Source organism: Chryseolinea soli (genome assembly GCF_003589925.1).
GTDB lineage: Bacteria > Bacteroidota > Bacteroidia > Cytophagales > Cyclobacteriaceae > Chryseolinea > Chryseolinea soli.
The window spans coordinates 1,405,400-1,422,153 of record NZ_CP032382.1; the positions used below are offsets into that span (position 1 = coordinate 1,405,400).

A 16,754-nucleotide genomic window follows, 5' to 3' on the forward strand; every position below is an offset into this window, starting at 1 on the left:
AACAACTAACTTTACCCCAAAATTTTTTCTGATATCTGTTATGAAAACCATCCCCCTGTTACTCCTCCTCTTTGTCGTTTTTTCATCCTGCGAAAACCACGAAACGGCTGAATTACCCGAAAATGCTTCCGTTAAAGTGCTTTCCATCGATTTGCCGACCAAAACGGTTTCGCTGATCGCCACCCAGCCCACCGACGGTATTGAAGGTACCTGGTCTGTTGTCTCGCAAAATCAGGACCCTGGATCGTTCTCCAGCCTTTCAGATCCGTTGGCGAATTTTACAGGCAACGTCGCGGAGCATTATGTACTCCGGTGGACATTGTCGAATGGCCCCTCGGAAATCTCCGCCGATGTTGAGTTTACGATCGGTGAAGGCTTTGCGATTTATGAATTGGTTGACGCCCATGTGCCCTTGTCCGATATGGTAAAGTTTGTTCCTATGGAGCAATTGGTGCACTGGGGCTTTTCAGGTAAAGATTTGTACGAGGCCGGTGCACCCATTCACGATCTCCTCATTTCCGGCGTGCCGGCCCATGATCTCCTGGTTCTCGGCATAGCGCCGTACACACTTTTTCAAGCCGGCGCCTCGGTGGCAGACATCCTGGAATACGACCGGGCCAACATCAAGGTGTTGATGCAAGCCGGCCTGACCCTGGAACAATTGTCCGACGGTGGTGCGCTGGTGAATGAGCTCAGAGGATTGGGCATATCCGACAGTCAACTGCAGGTTATCAACGCGATCGGATCGCTGACGGATATTGATGGAAACACTTATGCCTGGGTGAAGATCGGCAAGCAGCGATGGATGGCCGAAAATCTCAAGACCACAAAGTATGCCGATGGCACGCCCTTACCCGAATTGTCGATCGGCGATTCTCACCTGTCGCTCTTTGGAAAAATGTATACCGTCGGTGGTGCAGGCCGGGGCGATGTGAGCAGCACAAATCCAAGTGGTGTACGGGGCGTATGCCCCAATGGCTGGCATTTGCCGAGTGAGGCGGAGTTCCAAGAAATGCTCCAGACGTTGCACGACAACCTTCCCGTGAAATTGAAAACGAAAGCCGGCGACCCCGACGACCTGTGGGACCCCGGTCCCTTGCCCGGAAATGATTTGAGTGCTTTCAATGCAAAACCGGGTGGCCAGGGTACATGGAATAGCAGCAACACGCTGGAGTGGGATCAGGTTTACTCAGCGGCAAATTTTTGGATGGCCGATCCGCAAATGGGCGTGGGCGATGGCCACTATGCCCCGGGCGTCTGCACCATTCCTAACGATACCGATTATGTATTCCTATACGGAACAACCCGCTCCACGGCAAGCGTTCGCTGCGTGAAGGACTAGGTCGACGGTCGCAAAGGACGCATGGGCGATTGAACGCATGACTTCATTTTGATTCAAGTTTCAGAAAGGTGCTTTGTGTATACAAAGCACCTTTCCTTCTTTTGGGATTACACCTTGGTGTATTTGAACGCCGCAGAATCCAACTTTTTTACGATCTTTAACATCTCCCAGTTAAACCCCATCCTATGTTAAAGAACCTCATCCTCATCGCCTGGCGCAACATCCGTAAGGACAAAACCTACAGCGCCATCAATATTCTGGGGCTCACGATCGGCATCACCTGCAGTATGTTCCTGCTGATGTATATACTGGATGAGTTGAGCTTCGACCGGTATCACGCCAACGCAACGAACATCTACCGCGTAGTATCCAACATCAAAGAGCCCGACAACGCGTTTACCTGGGCCGTGGCGCAACAACCTTTAGCACCGGAGCTGCGCGATAACTATCCCGAAGTAAAAAATGCCGTACGCTTCGATGGGCTCGGGCCAAAACCGATGTTCAAAAACGGTGACAAGTCGTTCTATGAAAACAACTTCTACCTGGCCGACTCCACTGTGTTTGACATGTTCACCTACCCCTTCATCGCCGGCGACCCCAACACGGCCCTGGACCAGCCCTTCTCCATCGTGCTGACCGAAAAACTTGCCATAAAATACTTCGGAACCGACAATGCCATAGGGCAAACGCTGGTGAACCAGAACAACGAAACGTTCAAAGTAACGGGCGTGATGAAAGATGTTCCCCTGAACTCGCATTTTATTTTCGACGCGCTCGTCTCGGCGAACACGCGAAAAGAAAACACCTCTTGGGGAAACTTTGGCGTGTTCACCTACATTCAATTACCCGAAGGCTATGACATCGACAAGATGTACGCCAGCCTCAACAAGATCTTAAAAGAAAAAGTCGACATCATCTTCACGCAATACAACATCAGCGTCAAGTACGAATTGCAGCCCATCACCGACATTCATCTTCATTCCAAGATCCAGGACGAGGCCGAGGGCGGCGGCGATATTTCGTACATCTACATCTTCTCGGCCGTAGCCGCATTCATGCTCATCATTGCCTCCATCAACTATATGAACCTGGCCACGGCACGTTCCGCCAGTCGTGCAAAAGAAGTGGGCATCCGGAAAGTGATGGGGTCTATGCGCCGGCAACTCATTGCGCAGTTCATCACCGAGTCGGTGGTAATCACGCTTCTTGCCTTGGTCGCCAGCCTGATATTGATCTATGCTTTGCTGCCGCTCTTCAATGAGCTCTCCAATAAACAACTTCCGTTCAGTTATATTTTACAGGCCCCCGTACTGTTGAGTTTGATCGGCATCGTGCTGGTGATTGGAATTATCGGAGGTAGTTATCCTGCGTTGTATCTATCGGGGTTCAATCCGGTTAGTGTTCTCAAGGGCAAGCTCTCGGCCAAAGGTGGCAACGCCGTTTTCAGGAAAGTATTGGTGATCGCACAATTTGCGATATCCATCTTCATGCTCATCTCCACGCTCATTGTGTTCGACCAATTGCAATACCTGCGCAGCAAGGACCTCGGCTTTACAAAAGAACGCGTGATCCGCATGCAGCTTGCCACCGACGACCAGATTCTACACGTGCCCGCCATCGAGGAACGCATGCGCCAGACCAAAGGCGTGGCGGCAGTTGCTTCCTCCAATTCATCGCCCGGGTTTGGCATCGGCAAATTGCTGATACAGGTGGAAGACAACGAAGGAAAACTGTCGGAACGTGGCGTGGATTTGTTTTCGGTCGACTATGACTTTGTGAAGACCTTAGGGATGACCATTTTGCATGGCCGCGATTTTTCGCGCGATGTATCATCGGATACATTGTATGGAGCGCTCGTAAACGAGGCTATGGTGAGGAGGATGTCATGGAAAGATCCCATTGGCAAAAAGTTCGTGTTCAAAGGTAATGGGCCTAACGGAACCGACATCGAGAAAAAAGTGATTGGCGTGGTGAAAGACTACCATCAGAATTCTCTGTATGACGCCATCGAACCCCTCATGATCAATCTCGATCCAAAAAACAGCTTCCTCTTTATCAAGACCGAACCCGGCGACGTTCGCGAATCACTGGCCGCTGTTGAAAAAACCTGGAAAGAATTGTACCCCAACTATCCATTCGATTACCAATTTCTCGACCAGGATTTCAATTCCCAATACAAGTCCGACGAAAAACGAAGCCAGATCTTCACGGCATTCTCGGGACTTACTATCCTCATTGCTTGCCTTGGCTTGTTGGGGCTAGCAGCCTTCACCACCGAACAACGCACCAAGGAAATTGGCGTGCGAAAAGTTATTGGCGCAAGCATCAGCGGCCTGGTCCTGCTGGTGGCACGGGAATTCTTTGTGCTGGTCGGTATCGGCACGCTAGTGTCATATCCACTCGCGTGGTATTTTACGAGCACGTGGCTGCAAAGCTTTGCCTACAAAATCGAACTGAGTAACGAATGGCTGACGTTCGTACTATCGGCGTTACTGGCGGGTGTGATCACGTTGCTCACCGTAGGGTATCACGTCATGCGGGCTGCTTCGGCAAACCCGGTGAAGGCTTTGCGGGATGAATAATGAACGTCACAAGGCGAACGATTGAGTTGGCTTAGTTTCATAAGCCAAGAGGCGGTCCGATCCCCCGGCCGCCTCTTCTTTTTACCCGTCCAGCGAACCCGTTGTGGTCGCTCATCCTAACCCTACATTCAGCATTTTTCGGATGACAAAAGGATCTCACCACTCGTCCGAGTGAGACGGCCCGATAGGATTTCTTTCTCTATCTTAGCGCGCTTTAAAAACCAATACCAAATGATCAACAGACTGCTTTATCCTTTTTGCCTGGTGATGGCCATCGCCCTGGTTTCCTGTGGGACACCCGAGCGGAAACCGGCCGGCGCCATCGTTCAATCCGAAAAACAAAAGTTCATGGTCGATACCATCACGTCCGCCACCGACACCGCAGTGGGCGCGCTCAAAAATCCCTGGGGCATGGCCTTCCTGCCCGACGGCCGCCTGCTGGTGACTGAACGCGAGGGCAATATCCGTATCGTAAAAGACGGCAAGCTTTTAAAAGAAAAAATTGAAGGCGTTCCACCAGTCTATGCCCACGGTCAGGGCGGCTTGCTCGATATCCAGCTTCACCCCGACTTTGACAAGAACGGTTGGATCTATCTCAGCTATGCAAAACAAGTGGCCGACAGCGGCGGCACCGTGATCGCACGTGCCAAGCTGGAAGGCAACAAACTCACCAACCTGGAAGAATTATTTCAGGCCTTGCCCCTCACCTCGTCTGAAGTTCACTTTGGCTCGCGCATTGCTTTCGATGGCAAAGGCTATATGTTTTTCACCTGTGGCGAACGTGGCAAAAAAGAAAACGCACAAGACCTCAGCAACCACCTCGGCAAAGTATTGCGCCTCCACGACGACGGCAAAGTGCCCAGCGACAACCCGTTTGTGAGCACGATCGGCGCCCGTTCGGAGATCTGGTCATATGGCCACCGAAGTCTTCAAGGCCTGTACTACGATAAAGAAACCGGAACACTGTGGGAACACGAGCACGGCCCGCGCGGCGGCGACGAGTTGAATATCGTAGAGAAGGGAAAGAACTACGGCTGGCCGGTGATCACCTACGGCATCAACTACGACAGCACCATCATTACCGACCTGAAAGAAAAAGAAGGCATGGAACAACCCGTACGCTACTGGGTACCTTCCATTGCTCCCTGTGGTTTGACGATGGTGACTTCCGATAAATATCCCCACTGGAAAGGCAACCTGCTCGTAGGCGCCCTGGCACACCAACTGGTTGCCCGCGTAGAAATTGCCGATAAAAAATTTGTGAAGGAAGAACGCTTGCTCGAAAAGATCGGCCGCGTCCGTTGCGTAACCCAAAGCCCCGACGGCTACCTCTACATCGCGATGGAAAACCCCGGCAAGATCGTACGCCTGGTTCCTATGGAGTAATGCTTTTGCGTCAACCTTAACTGCTCGCCGAAGCTTCAGCGAGGGAGGGCTTTTAGCGCCTTCCTATACCCGCTGAAGCTTTGGCAAAAGCGGGGCGGTGAAAAAACGCAAGGCGCTATTTTTTTACCACCGTAAATTCCACCCGCCGGTTATTCGCCCGACCCGGATCGGTATCGTTCGTATCGATAGGTTTCTCCTCCCCATATCCATGGGCCGTCAACCGGAAACTGTCGATGCCCTGGCTGATGACATAATCTACCACTGCCTGCGAACGCCCTTGCGAAAGGTTCAGGTTGTAGTCGTCCGAGCCTTTGCTATCGGTATGCCCGGAGATTTCAATTTCCACGGAAGCATTTTGCTTTAAGAAATCCACCACCTTATTCAATTCCGGATAGGATTCTTTCTTGAGCGTGGTCTTGTCAAAGTCGAAGTAAATATTTTTCAACCGCACGGTCACCCCCACTTCAATAGGTTGCAGGTAAATGTCACGCGAAAAAGGTGAGTGCCCGTCATCATCGGCCTCCACGCTATCGACAGCATTCAGATAGCCGTTGGCAGAAGCCGTGATCATATACCATCCCAGTTTAGGGATCTCCTTTTCAAAGCGCCCGTCCGTTGCCGCCAGTTTGAAGGCCGACTTCCGGTCGCCTTTCACCACCACGTCCAGGTTGGCCGTGATGAGTTTCTCAGTTTTCTTGTCATAGACATTTCCTGTGATCAACAATTTCTTGGCCACGGGGCGGAGCAACACTTCCATGTAGATGGTGGTGTCGCTGTTCAGCACCGGAAGCTTGAAGCTTTGATCGTTCGGCAAAAATCCTTCGAGGGTCGTCGCCACGGAATAGGTGAGTACTTCGGGCATTTTCGTTTCGAATTTTCCCGTGGCGTTCGATTTCAATTTCACAGGCTCTTTATCTTTCACACGCACCTCCACATTGGCCTGCAGTGCGTCTTTTGTTTTTTCGTTATAGACCATGCCCACCAGGTTGATCTTAAACGTTTTGGGCACCAACGCATAGAGGTCAAGTTGTGCGCCATCCAGGGCCTTGTTGGCGCGGCTGGTGAAAATGTTGCCGGCATTGTCGATGGTGAAGTAATAGTCGAGCGCGCTCGTGTTGATGGGCTTGCCCATGTTCACGGGCTCTCCCCAGTTTGCCCAGGTGTCGTCTACGCGCGGCGATTGGTAAATATCCACTCCCCCTTGGCGTCCGGGCGCCTGGCGGGCACTGGCAAAATAAAGCGACTTCTGATCAGGACTGATAAACGGGCCGACGTCGTCGGTGCTGGTGCTCAACTTCAGTTTTGCGGGTTTGGAAAAGGAACCGTCGGGCTGCTGATGGCTGGCATAAAGGTCGCTGTTCGGACTGTTGTCTATCTCGCTAAAATACATGATGATGTGCTTGCCGTCGGCCGACATCGATGCGCCGTAGAAGCGGCCTTTGTTCATGTTCTTAAAATCTTTTACATCCAGTTCACGCAGCGAGCCGCCGTTCACGACGGAAAATCCTTTCTCGCCCTTTGTCCGGCCACCTTTAACGAACAGGCTGCCATCCGGGAATACGGTGAACACCTGGTTGGAGCGGTGCAGGTTGAAGGGTGACGACAAGTGTTGAGCCAAACTCCATGCACCGTTGGCGTCCTTCTTCGACATCCAGATGTCCTGCGTGTCTTCCTTGCCAAAGGTGTTGTCGGGGTGGTTTTGAACAAAGAAATAAAGTGTGTTGCCATCGGGTGAGATCACGGGCGCGGCCTCGTGCCGGAAGGTGTTCACATTCTTGTCCATCTTGACAAGTTCGTAGCGCGTGGAAAATTGTTGAGCGTGGAGGGTAAGGCTTGCGACAACTAAAACAAGCGGTAAAGCTATTCTCATGCGTGCGTATTTGAAGATACCAAGGTAAAGATATTCAGCGAATTTAAGGAATAGGATGCATGCGCCAGCGCCTAACGGCGGGAAAGAACGCCCGGTTCAAAGGCATGTAGGGTTTGGAAGCGAAATAAAGGAAAAGCTACACGCCCAAATCGGCGCCGTCGGCAATGATCAGCAGCAGTTCTTTTACCTCTTCTGCCTTCGCATGTTCGCCCATTTTATCAAACGACATGATGAGGTTCCGAAATACCCGCCGAATGATCTCCAGGCTTGTGCAGGGCTCGAAGAACGACTCCTGGTGTGGCAGGTGCAGCTCGTTGATATAGTTTTCGATGTCTTGCTTCGAAAAGATCAGACCCTTGTTGAAGGCGTTGATATAAAACTGGGTATGCTTGGGATCTTTGTAGGTGAGCACGAATAAATTGGGAAGGTTCACGCCATGCACGGGCAGCTTCAGCTTCTGCGCCACCAACATGTAGAGGATGCAAAGGGTGATGGGATTGCCCTTGCGGGTTTCCAGCACCACGTTGATCATGGAGTTGCCGGGCGAATGAAAATTCTTGGTGTTGGCGCCGAATTTCAATTTGTTAAACAACACGCTGTTGATCACCTTCACCTGGTCGAAGGGATAGAGGTCGGGCTTAAATTCAAGCCACGTTTCGTAATACAATTGTTCGAGATCCTGCCGGAGTTTGATGAGCTCGATGTCCGGGTACTGGTATGTAGCGACCAGCCACATGCCGGTGAGCAGATCCTGTTCGGGGCTTTCATACCATTCGTGGATGCGTTCCTTCAGCAACTCATATTGCAGGGTGTGGATCAGCTCTTCGATGCGCCGTTGCACCATCGGGTTGAAGTTGCTTTCCCATTCTTCTTCCAGGAAAGGAATGATGGTGGTGCCCAGCGACAGTATCTTTTCCTCGACGTGGCTAACGATCTTTGCATCTTCGTCGTCCAACAGCGAAACCAAGGCTTTCAATTCAGCATCATTCATAGGCTTCAAAAAATAATGTTACGATTCCCCACAGCCGCATCCCGGAAGGCAACCTAAAAACAGCACAAGCGGGCATTCGGTTTTCGGCAACTTCTGAAAAACTTCAGACGCTTCCAAACGAAAACCCGGCGTCCTCTTCAAAAATTCAATTCCTTCATCGAAAAATAACTATTGCCTAAACCTCGGTTCAGGTTTGAATGACACCCGCGTTAAATTTCTCCACGACACCGTGATTGGCTGCCTCTATGCCCATGGAGATAATTTTGCGCGTTTCAAGCGGGTCGATCACACCATCCACCCACAACCGCGAAGCAGCATAGTAGGGGCTGAGCTGATCGTTATAGCGGTCTATGATCTCTTTCAGCAATTTATCTTCTTCCTCTTTTGTGATTTGCTGTCCCTGGGCCTTCAACGTATTCACCCGTATTTGCAACAGTGTTTTGGCGGCGGCCGCTCCGCTCATCACGGCGATCTGCGCCGTGGGCCAGGCAAAAATGAGTCTCGGATCATAGGCCTTTCCACACATGGCATAGTTGCCCGCGCCATACGAATTGCCGGTGATGATGGTGAACTTAGGCACGGTACTGTTGGCCATGGCATTAACCATTTTAGCGCCGTCTTTAATGATACCACCGTGCTCTGCCTTGCTGCCCACCATGAACCCGCTGACGTCCTGTAAAAAAAGCAAGGGAATTTTCCGTTGGTTGCAGTTCATGATAAAGCGCGCGGCTTTGTCGGCAGAGTCGGAATAGATGACCCCGCCCATTTGCATCTCCCCTTTTTTTGTCTTCACCACTTTGCGTTGGTTGGCCACGATGCCCACCGACCAACCTTCCATGCGGGCAGTACCACAAACCAAGGTCTTGCCATAAGAAGCTTTGTATTCTAAAAAATCAGAATCGTCTACCAATCGTCTAATGATGTCCAGGACATCGTATGGCTTCGCGCGATCGGCGGGCAGGAGGCCGTAGAGCTCTTCCGGTTTTTCTTTTGGCGGCTTTGTGTCGGCGCGATCAAAGCCTGCCTTTTCGGCGGCGCCCATTTTATCGAACAAGGAACGGATGTAGTCGAGGCAGGCCTGGTCGTTGGGGAATTTGTTGTCGGTGACGCCGGAGATCTCGCAATGTGTGGTGGCGCCTCCCAAGGTTTCGTTGTCGATATCTTCGCCAATGGCGGCTTTCACCAAATAGGACCCGGCCAGGAAGATGGAGCCGGTCTTGTCCACGATCATGGCTTCGTCGGACATGATGGGCAAATAGGCGCCACCCGCCACACAACTTCCCATGATCGCCGCGATCTGCACGATGCCCATCGACGACATCTTGGCATTGTTTCTAAACTGTCGTCCGAAATGTTCCTTGTCGGGAAATATTTCATCCTGCATGGGCAGGAACACACCGGCGCTGTCCACCAGGTAGATCACGGGTAGGCGATTTTCCATCGCGACCTCCTGTGCGCGGAGATTCTTTTTGGCGGTGATGGGAAACCAGGCCCCCGCTTTCACGGTGGCATCGTTCGCCACAATAACGCACTGCCTACCGGCCACGTAGCCGATGCCTGTTACCACGCCGCCCGAAGGACAGCCGCCTTGCTCTTTGTACATGCCCTCGGCGGTGAACAGGCCGATCTCCAGGAAGCGGGAATTTTTATCGACCAGGTATTCAATACGCTCCCGGGCCGTGAGCTTTCCCTTCTGATGTTGTTCATCGATCTTCTTCTCACCCCCGCCCAGCTTTATTTTCTTTTCCTTGTGGTGAAGCTGCGTGACCAGCTGTTTGAATTGATCTTCGTTTTTGTTGAATTCCAAATCGGGTTGCATACGTTGGCGGATTATCGGTTGGCCCCTAAAGATTGGAATATTGGGGATGAACTCCAAGGTTGTTGCAACGTGTTTCATGCATCGCTTCTGGCTTAGGTTGGCCGGGTCCGACGCCTCTCCCTGATCGTGGCTTGGGGCACCCCAGCCACCTGGGCGCAAGACTATTTGGAAAGAAAAAGGCCCCGGAGAAATTCTCCGGGGCCTCTGGTTTTTCCTATTTCTTGGATTCCTGTTTTTTCAGATCCCGTTCGATCTTCTTCTGACTTTTGCCCAAAGGACCCAGGAAGTGTTTTGGATTTTTATCGAAGTGTTTGGCCAGCGCGTCAAGATCCTGCAGCAGCTTGTTGAGGTTTACATACAGCGTATCCTCCGTCAAAAGCTTGCTGGCCGTGTTGTCGCCTTTGTTGAGGCGCGCTAAAGTTTCATTCAGCTTGGTGAGGCTCACATTGGCGCGATTAAGGGTGCCGTTGATCTGGATCATCTTTAAGGAGTCCGACAACGTTTTGAAATTGGCCAGCGTGGGTTTGAGTTGGTCCAGTGTGCCGTTGAGGTTGCTGGCCACGGATTTTACGCTGGCACTCAATTCGCCGATGTTGGTGTTGGCGGTAATGAGCGTGCGGTTGAGCAGCCCGGGGGTCGACTGCAGGCGGATGAACATGGTATCCAGGCGATTGGTATTGCGGGCCAGGTTTGCCAGTACCACGTTCAGGTTGGTGAGCGTGGTTTGCATGGTGGTGGCCACCGGCGCGGCAAAGTCAAGAATGCCTTTGGACAAGCCGGATTTGATGGTGTCCTTGGGGTTGAGTTTGCGTGTGCCGGGCTTCACGTCGAGATAGATGAAGCGGCCACCCAACAGTTCGCCATCCAGTATGGCGAGTGTGGAGTCGGTGAGCAGGATCTCCGAATCGATGTCGAGCTGCACCACCACCCGGTTCTTTTGTTGCTGGATCTGGATGTCGCTTACCCGCCCAACCGCATAGCCGTTGAGGTATACCTGGTTGGATTCCGTGAGCTTGTCTACATTTTGGTAGACGACAAAGAATTTATGCGTGGTCGAGAAAAAATCGATGCCCTTCAAAAATTGAAAACCGACGTAGAGCAGACTTATAGACACGACCATGAAGAGGCCGACTTTGAATTCTTTGGATAGTTTCATGCAGTAGAATTTCTATGGGGGATAGATCCAACAGTTGTTTTCGATCTCAATTTATGGATTCTACCTCACTTTTGTATTCTTTGAAGGCGCGGTATATGCCCGAGGCGATCAGTTCCTGGCCTTCTTCGCCCGAAAGAAACTTTTCTTCCGTGCTGTTGGTCAAAAAACCGGTCTCCACCAGCACGCTGGGCATGGTGGTTTGCCACAACACCACAAACCCTGCCTGCTTCACACCCCGGCTCACGCGGCCAGCCTTGGTCTTGAATTGTGATTCTATTTTTGATGCAAAGCGAAGGCTGTTCTCCTGGTAAGCACTTTGGGTGAGGGTGAAAAGAATGTAGGACTCCGGGGTGTTGTTGAAGCCCTCGTAGCGTTCCTCATAGTTTTCGTCCATCAGGATCACGGAGTTTTCGCGTTTGGCGATCTCCAGGTTGCCTTCATCTTTGTGAAGCCCCATCACAAACGTTTCGGTGCCAAACGCTTTGGCGTTTGGGTTGGCATTGGCGTGGATACAAATAAAGAGGTCGGCCTTGTTTTTATTGGCGATGGCGGCGCGCTCATCCAAGGCCAGGTAGCGGTCGTCTTTGCGGGTGTAGATGACCTTTACACCGGGCATATTTTTTTCGATATACTCGCCCAGCTTGAGGGCGATCTTGAGGGCGAGATTCTTTTCTTTAAGGATCTTGCCATGTGTGCCTTCGTCATGGCCGCCATGGCCGGCGTCGATCACCACCACATCCACTTTGGATTCGCGGGGCGGAAAGGTGCTCGAAGAGTTTAGCAAGGTTATTGCTATCAGAAGGGCTGTCAATCCTATATTCCTCACGGGCCGTACGATGTTCAAAGTATTTGCAATAACTTTAGGCAAAATTGTGAATTTTTCACTGAAAGGTAAAGAACGATCCCCCAACTCAGCACGTGTGCGGTATTTTATAGTCATCATTTTCACGTTTTATATCGTTCAGGCCGCCATGGCCCAGGTGGAACCCCACGTCAAACCGCCGGGAGGGCTGCTTCCCTACAAGACCGATTCACTGAAGACCACCCCTCCCTCCCCCGATTCGCTTGCCCTCCCCCCCACGGATTCGCTCCGGGCCAAGGCCGACACGGTCAAGGCCAAGCCACCAAAAGGTGACATCGAGACTACTATCAACTATTCGGCCAGAGACTCCATCCGGGCGCAGGTCGACGGCAAAATGATCTGGCTCTATGGCGATGCGAAGATCGTTTATGGCGAGATCGAACTGGAAGCCGACGAGATCGTGATCGACTACGGCAACAACACCCTCACCGCCCATGGCACCCGCGATTCATTGGGCAACCGGGTGGGGTACCCGATCTTCAAGAACGGCCAGGAGCTATACGAAACCAAGGACATCATCTATAATTTCAAGACCAAGCGCGCCCGCATCAGCGAAGTGGTGACCCAGCAGGGAGACGCCTACATCGGCGGCGATGTGGTCTATAAGAATGAAAAAGGCGAACTGCTGAGCCGCCGCAACAGCTACACCACCTGTAACCTGGAGCACCCGCACTTCCGCATCCGTGCCTCCAAGACCAAAGCCATCCCCAACGACAAGATCGTGGCCGGTCCTTTTTATATGGAGTTCAATGACATCCCGTTACCCATCGGCTTCCTGTTCGGTATGTTCCCTTCACCGCGGCGCAGTGCGTCGGGCATTATTGTGCCGAGCTACGGCGAGGAAAAACGACGGGGCTTCAACCTCCGGGGTGGGGGTTATTTCTTCGACATCAGCGAGTATATAAAACTGGCGCTGACGGCCGATATCTATTCGAAAGGGGGGCATGCGCTCTATGCCAACTCCTCCTATATCAAGCGCTATCACTATAATGGCACGTTAAATTTTGCCTATTCCAAGAACCCGGACAACGACCAGAAGATCGAAACCCAAACGTTCACCAAAGATTTCCGGCTCACCTGGAGTCACTCACCCCAATCCAAAGGTACGGGTCGTTTTTCAGCGTCTGTGAATGCGGCTACGGCCACGTTTAACCAGAATAACTTCTTGTCGTACGGTACGCAGGGGAACCTCTACAACAACTCGAGCCTGAACAACATCACCGCCAAGTTGAGCTCGAACGTTTCTTACAGCAAGCGCTTTTCCGGCACACCGCTTTCGCTCGGTATAAACCTGAACCACAACCAGGATCTGAAAACCAAGCAGGTTGACCTGTTGCTGCCCAGCCTGAGCTTGAACATGACCAACATCTATCCGTTCCTAAGCAAAAAAGGAAAGACCGGTCCATTGGACAATTTCTCCATTGGCTATGCCATGGCGGCTCAAAACCGGGTGACCAACAACCTGGGCAGACTCACGCTCGAAGCACAACATGATAGTATTGCACCGTTCACAGGCAGCAACTTCGGTACGTTCTTCGCCAATGGTAAGAAGGGGATGCGCCACACCATTCCGGCGACATTCTCATTTAAAGCCTTGCGTCATTTCACGGTCTCGCCTTCCGTGAACTACGAAATGAAATGGTACGATGAACGGCAGACATGGGATTATGACCCGATCAATCAAGTGGTCAAAAAGGTTGGCACAGAAAAAGGCTTTCAAAACATATCCAATTATTCCCTCAGCATGGGTATGACCACGCGATTGTATGGTATGTATTTCATGAAGAACAAATTGAAAAAAGTGAAGGCCATCCGGCACATCGTCAATCCATCCATATCCTATAGCTTCGCGCCCAATTACTATAAAAATAAGCAATACTTCGACGAGGTTTATGACTCGCTACATCAGAAAACCGTCTACCAGGATCGTTTCTCGGGATCGGTTTACGGGGGCTCCAACCCCGGAAGAAGCAGCGCCATCGGTTTTGGTATTGGTAACAACGTAGAAATGAAAGTGCAGGGTCCGCAGGATTCTGTGGCCCGCAAGGTGATGCTGCTGAACAACTTCTCCATCAACAGCAGCTACAACTTTTTGGCCGACTCCTTCAAGCTGGCGCCATTTTCCATGGCGGCCAACACCAACATTCTGAACAACCTGTTAAACGTCAACGTATCGGCTACCCTGGATCCATACCGCATCGAACGCATCGTGGAAGAAGACGGCACCTATCATGAAAGGCGCCACGACGATTATGCCTGGAAAAGCGGATCGATTGGAAGGATCTCGAGCGCCACACTGGCCATGAGCACCAACCTAAACCCAAAGGCGCGCAGCAAAGAAACAAGCAGTCGCGAAAAGATTGGGAAGTCGGACCTGCCCGAGACCGAGAAGCAATTCCTCATGCAAAACCCCGATGCCTACGTCGACTTCGAAATCCCATGGAGCATGAACTTAAGTTATAACCTCAGTTATTCAAACCCGGTAAAAACATCGCAGTCCGTGAAGTCCACCATCAACCAAACGGTAACCATGAACGGCGATTTGTCGCTGTCGGAGAAATGGAAAATTACCTATAGCTCGGGCTTCGACATCAAGGCAGGCCAACTCACGATGACCAACCTCGGCATCGCCCGCGACCTTCACTGCTGGACCATGCGTTTAAACTGGACACCCTTTGGATACTTCCAGCAATTCAACTTTACGATCAACGTGAAGTCGTCGATGTTGCAGGATTTGAAGCTGGAGCGGAGGAAGCCGTATTTCGATAATTTGTGATGGTCAGGAGTCAGAATCCAGGAGCCAGAAATTCAGGAGCCAGAATCCAGGAGCCAGTAGTCCCTATCCAGTAACCGAAATCCAGAAACCAGGAGTCAGTACCAGTAGTCATTATTTGGTAGCTAGAATGCTGAAGGATCGAGGTAGGATCCGGGGTTCGGATGTCTACTTGAGCCAGCCTTCTACTTCTTCCATCGTTGGGTTTTGGACGTTCTCCAGCTTCATTTTCTTTCTTAGGCCGCAGACGTCGTTGAAGAGCTTGGAGGCTTTCATTTCTTTCAGTTGCGTGAGCGATGTGATGCCTAATTTTTGAAGGATGGGAACAAGCTCCTTGCGTACGCCCAGGGTTTCAAAATCTTTTTCGGTCAGCTGCGCCACGGGGGTCTCGGGCTTCATCTGGGGGAAGAAGAGAACATCCTGGATGGACGGGGAGTTGGTCATGATCATGGAGAGACGGTCGATGCCGATGCCCAGGCCGGCCGTTGGAGGCATGCCAAATTCGAGGGCGCGAAGGAAATCTTCGTCCAGGGTCATCGCTTCTTCGTCGCCGCGTTTGCCGAGCTCGAGTTGTTCTTCGAAGCGGTTGCGTTGATCGATGGGGTCGTTCAGCTCGCTGAAGGAGTTGGCGATTTCTTTGCTGTTGCAGATGGCCTCGAAACGCTCCACCAGTCCCGGCTTGCTGCGATGCTTTTTCGCCAGGGGCGACATCTCGATCGGGTAGTCGGTGATGAACGTGGGTTGGATCAGGTTGGGCTCGCACTTCTCGCCAAAGATCTGGTCGATGAGCTTGCCTTTCGCCATGGTGTTGTCAATAGGCACGTGAAGTTTGCGGCAGGTGTCGCGCAGTTCTTCTTCGTTCATGGCCGAGATGTCGATGCCCGTGAAATGCTGGATCGCTTCAAACATGGTGTAGCGTTGCCAGGGGCGTTTGAAATCAATGACATTTTTGCCCACGGTCACTTCCGTTTTTCCATGAAGATCCAAGGCTACTTTTTCGATCATCTCCTCCACGAGGTCCATCATCCAATAGTAATCCTTGTAGGCTACATACAGCTCGATCTGCGTAAACTCCGGGTTGTGAAAGCGCGACATGCCTTCGTTGCGGAAGTCTTTTGAGAATTCGTATACGCCGTTAAATCCACCGACGATGAGTCGCTTCAAGTAAAGTTCGTTGGCAATGCGCAAGTACAGCGTCATATCCAGCGTGTTGTGGTGGGTTTTGAAAGGGCGCGCGGCTGCACCACCATAAAGCGGCTGGAGAATGGGAGTCTCCACTTCCAGGTAGGCTTTGGCATTGAGGTATTGACGCATGGAATTGACCAACTGCGTGCGCTTGATGAAGGCATCGCGTACTTCAGGATTCACAATGAGATCCACATAGCGCATGCGGTAGCGCTGCTCCGGATCCGTGAAAGCGTCGTGCTTGGTGACGTTGCCTTGCTCGTCCGTTGTTTCCTTCACCACGGGCAAGGGACGCAGCGACTTAGACAACACCGTGAGGCTGGTCACGTGTATGGAGATCTCGCCGGTTTGTGTGGTGAATCCAAACCCCTTCACGCCAATGATGTCGCCGATGTCCAGCAGTTTTTTAAATACAGTATTGTACAGGGTTTTGTCTTCCGTAGGGCTAATGTCGTCGCGGCGGATGTAGATCTGGATGCGGCCGGTTTCGTCCTGCAATTCGGCAAACGAAGCATTGCCCATAATGCGGCGGCTCATAATGCGGCCGGCGATGGAGATGTCGCGGTAGTCGCTCTTATGACGTTCGTAGTTCTCCAGGATCTCCCGGGCGGACGCATTCACATCATAAAGTTCGGCCGGGTAGGGGTTGATCCCCAGCTTCTCGAATTCCTCCAGGCTTTTCCGGCGGATGATCTCCTGTTCGCTCAATTGCATGACAAAAATTTTGGGCAAAAATACGCGAATTAGGGAGAGGTAAAAATCTCCAGGCGATATTGGCCGGTCCGGGA

At 51.7% G+C, this 16,754-nt stretch carries 10 protein-coding genes; 4 read left to right on the plus strand and 6 right to left on the minus strand.

The window, feature by feature from the left end; translation table 11 throughout:
* Positions 1 to 40: 40 nt before the first annotated feature.
* The 3 genes from D4L85_RS05925 to D4L85_RS05935 all read left to right on the plus strand — a co-directional run bounded on the left by D4L85_RS05925 (position 41) and on the right by D4L85_RS05935 (position 5,310).
* A complete protein-coding gene (locus D4L85_RS05925) occupies positions 41 to 1,342 on the plus strand; it encodes an FISUMP domain-containing protein (protein WP_119753451.1) in 1,302 nt (433 codons plus the stop codon).
* 185 nt (positions 1,343 to 1,527) lie between these two features.
* Positions 1,528 to 3,924 (plus strand): ABC transporter permease, encoded by a 2,397-nt coding sequence (locus D4L85_RS05930; protein ID WP_119753452.1) that lies wholly within the window; start codon positions 1,528 to 1,530, stop codon positions 3,922 to 3,924.
* A gap of 231 nt (positions 3,925 to 4,155) precedes the next feature.
* Complete coding sequence (locus D4L85_RS05935; RefSeq protein ID WP_228450787.1) at positions 4,156 to 5,310, plus strand: PQQ-dependent sugar dehydrogenase; 1,155 nt, start codon at positions 4,156 to 4,158, stop codon at positions 5,308 to 5,310.
* Positions 5,311 to 5,425: 115 nt separating this feature from the next.
* Here the strand turns inward: D4L85_RS05935 and D4L85_RS05940 are convergent, their stop codons facing one another.
* From D4L85_RS05940 to D4L85_RS05960, 5 genes are all read right to left on the minus strand, one after another.
* A complete protein-coding gene (locus D4L85_RS05940) occupies positions 5,426 to 7,180 on the minus strand; it encodes an OmpA family protein (RefSeq protein WP_119753453.1) in 1,755 nt (584 codons plus the stop codon).
* A 136-nt stretch (positions 7,181 to 7,316) separates the two neighbouring features.
* Positions 7,317 to 8,171: a transglutaminase-like domain-containing protein gene (locus D4L85_RS05945; RefSeq protein ID WP_119753454.1), complete on the minus strand. Its 855-nt coding sequence runs from the start codon at positions 8,169 to 8,171 to the stop codon at positions 7,317 to 7,319.
* Between the two features lie 187 nt (positions 8,172 to 8,358).
* Positions 8,359 to 9,990 carry an acyl-CoA carboxylase subunit beta gene (locus D4L85_RS05950; RefSeq protein ID WP_119753455.1) on the minus strand — a complete coding sequence of 544 codons (1,632 nt, stop codon included), beginning with the start codon at positions 9,988 to 9,990 and terminating at the stop codon, positions 8,359 to 8,361.
* Positions 9,991 to 10,204: 214 nt separating this feature from the next.
* Positions 10,205 to 11,146 carry an MlaD family protein gene (locus D4L85_RS05955; protein ID WP_119753456.1) on the minus strand — a complete coding sequence of 314 codons (942 nt, stop codon included), beginning with the start codon at positions 11,144 to 11,146 and terminating at the stop codon, positions 10,205 to 10,207.
* Positions 11,147 to 11,192: 46 nt separating this feature from the next.
* Positions 11,193 to 11,930, minus strand: a complete 738-nt coding sequence (locus D4L85_RS05960) for an N-acetylmuramoyl-L-alanine amidase family protein (protein ID WP_228450788.1) — start codon at positions 11,928 to 11,930, stop codon at positions 11,193 to 11,195.
* 136 nt (positions 11,931 to 12,066) lie between these two features.
* On the opposite strand from D4L85_RS05960, the gene D4L85_RS05965 reads away from it, so the two are divergent.
* Positions 12,067 to 14,784, plus strand: a complete 2,718-nt coding sequence (locus D4L85_RS05965; RefSeq protein ID WP_160143569.1) for a putative LPS assembly protein LptD — start codon at positions 12,067 to 12,069, stop codon at positions 14,782 to 14,784.
* A gap of 165 nt (positions 14,785 to 14,949) precedes the next feature.
* On the opposite strand, the gene lysS is transcribed toward D4L85_RS05965, so the two are convergent.
* Entirely contained in the window at positions 14,950 to 16,680 is a 1,731-nt protein-coding gene (gene lysS, locus D4L85_RS05970; protein WP_119753458.1) for a lysine--tRNA ligase, read from the minus strand.
* Between the last annotated feature and the right edge of the window lie 74 nt (positions 16,681 to 16,754).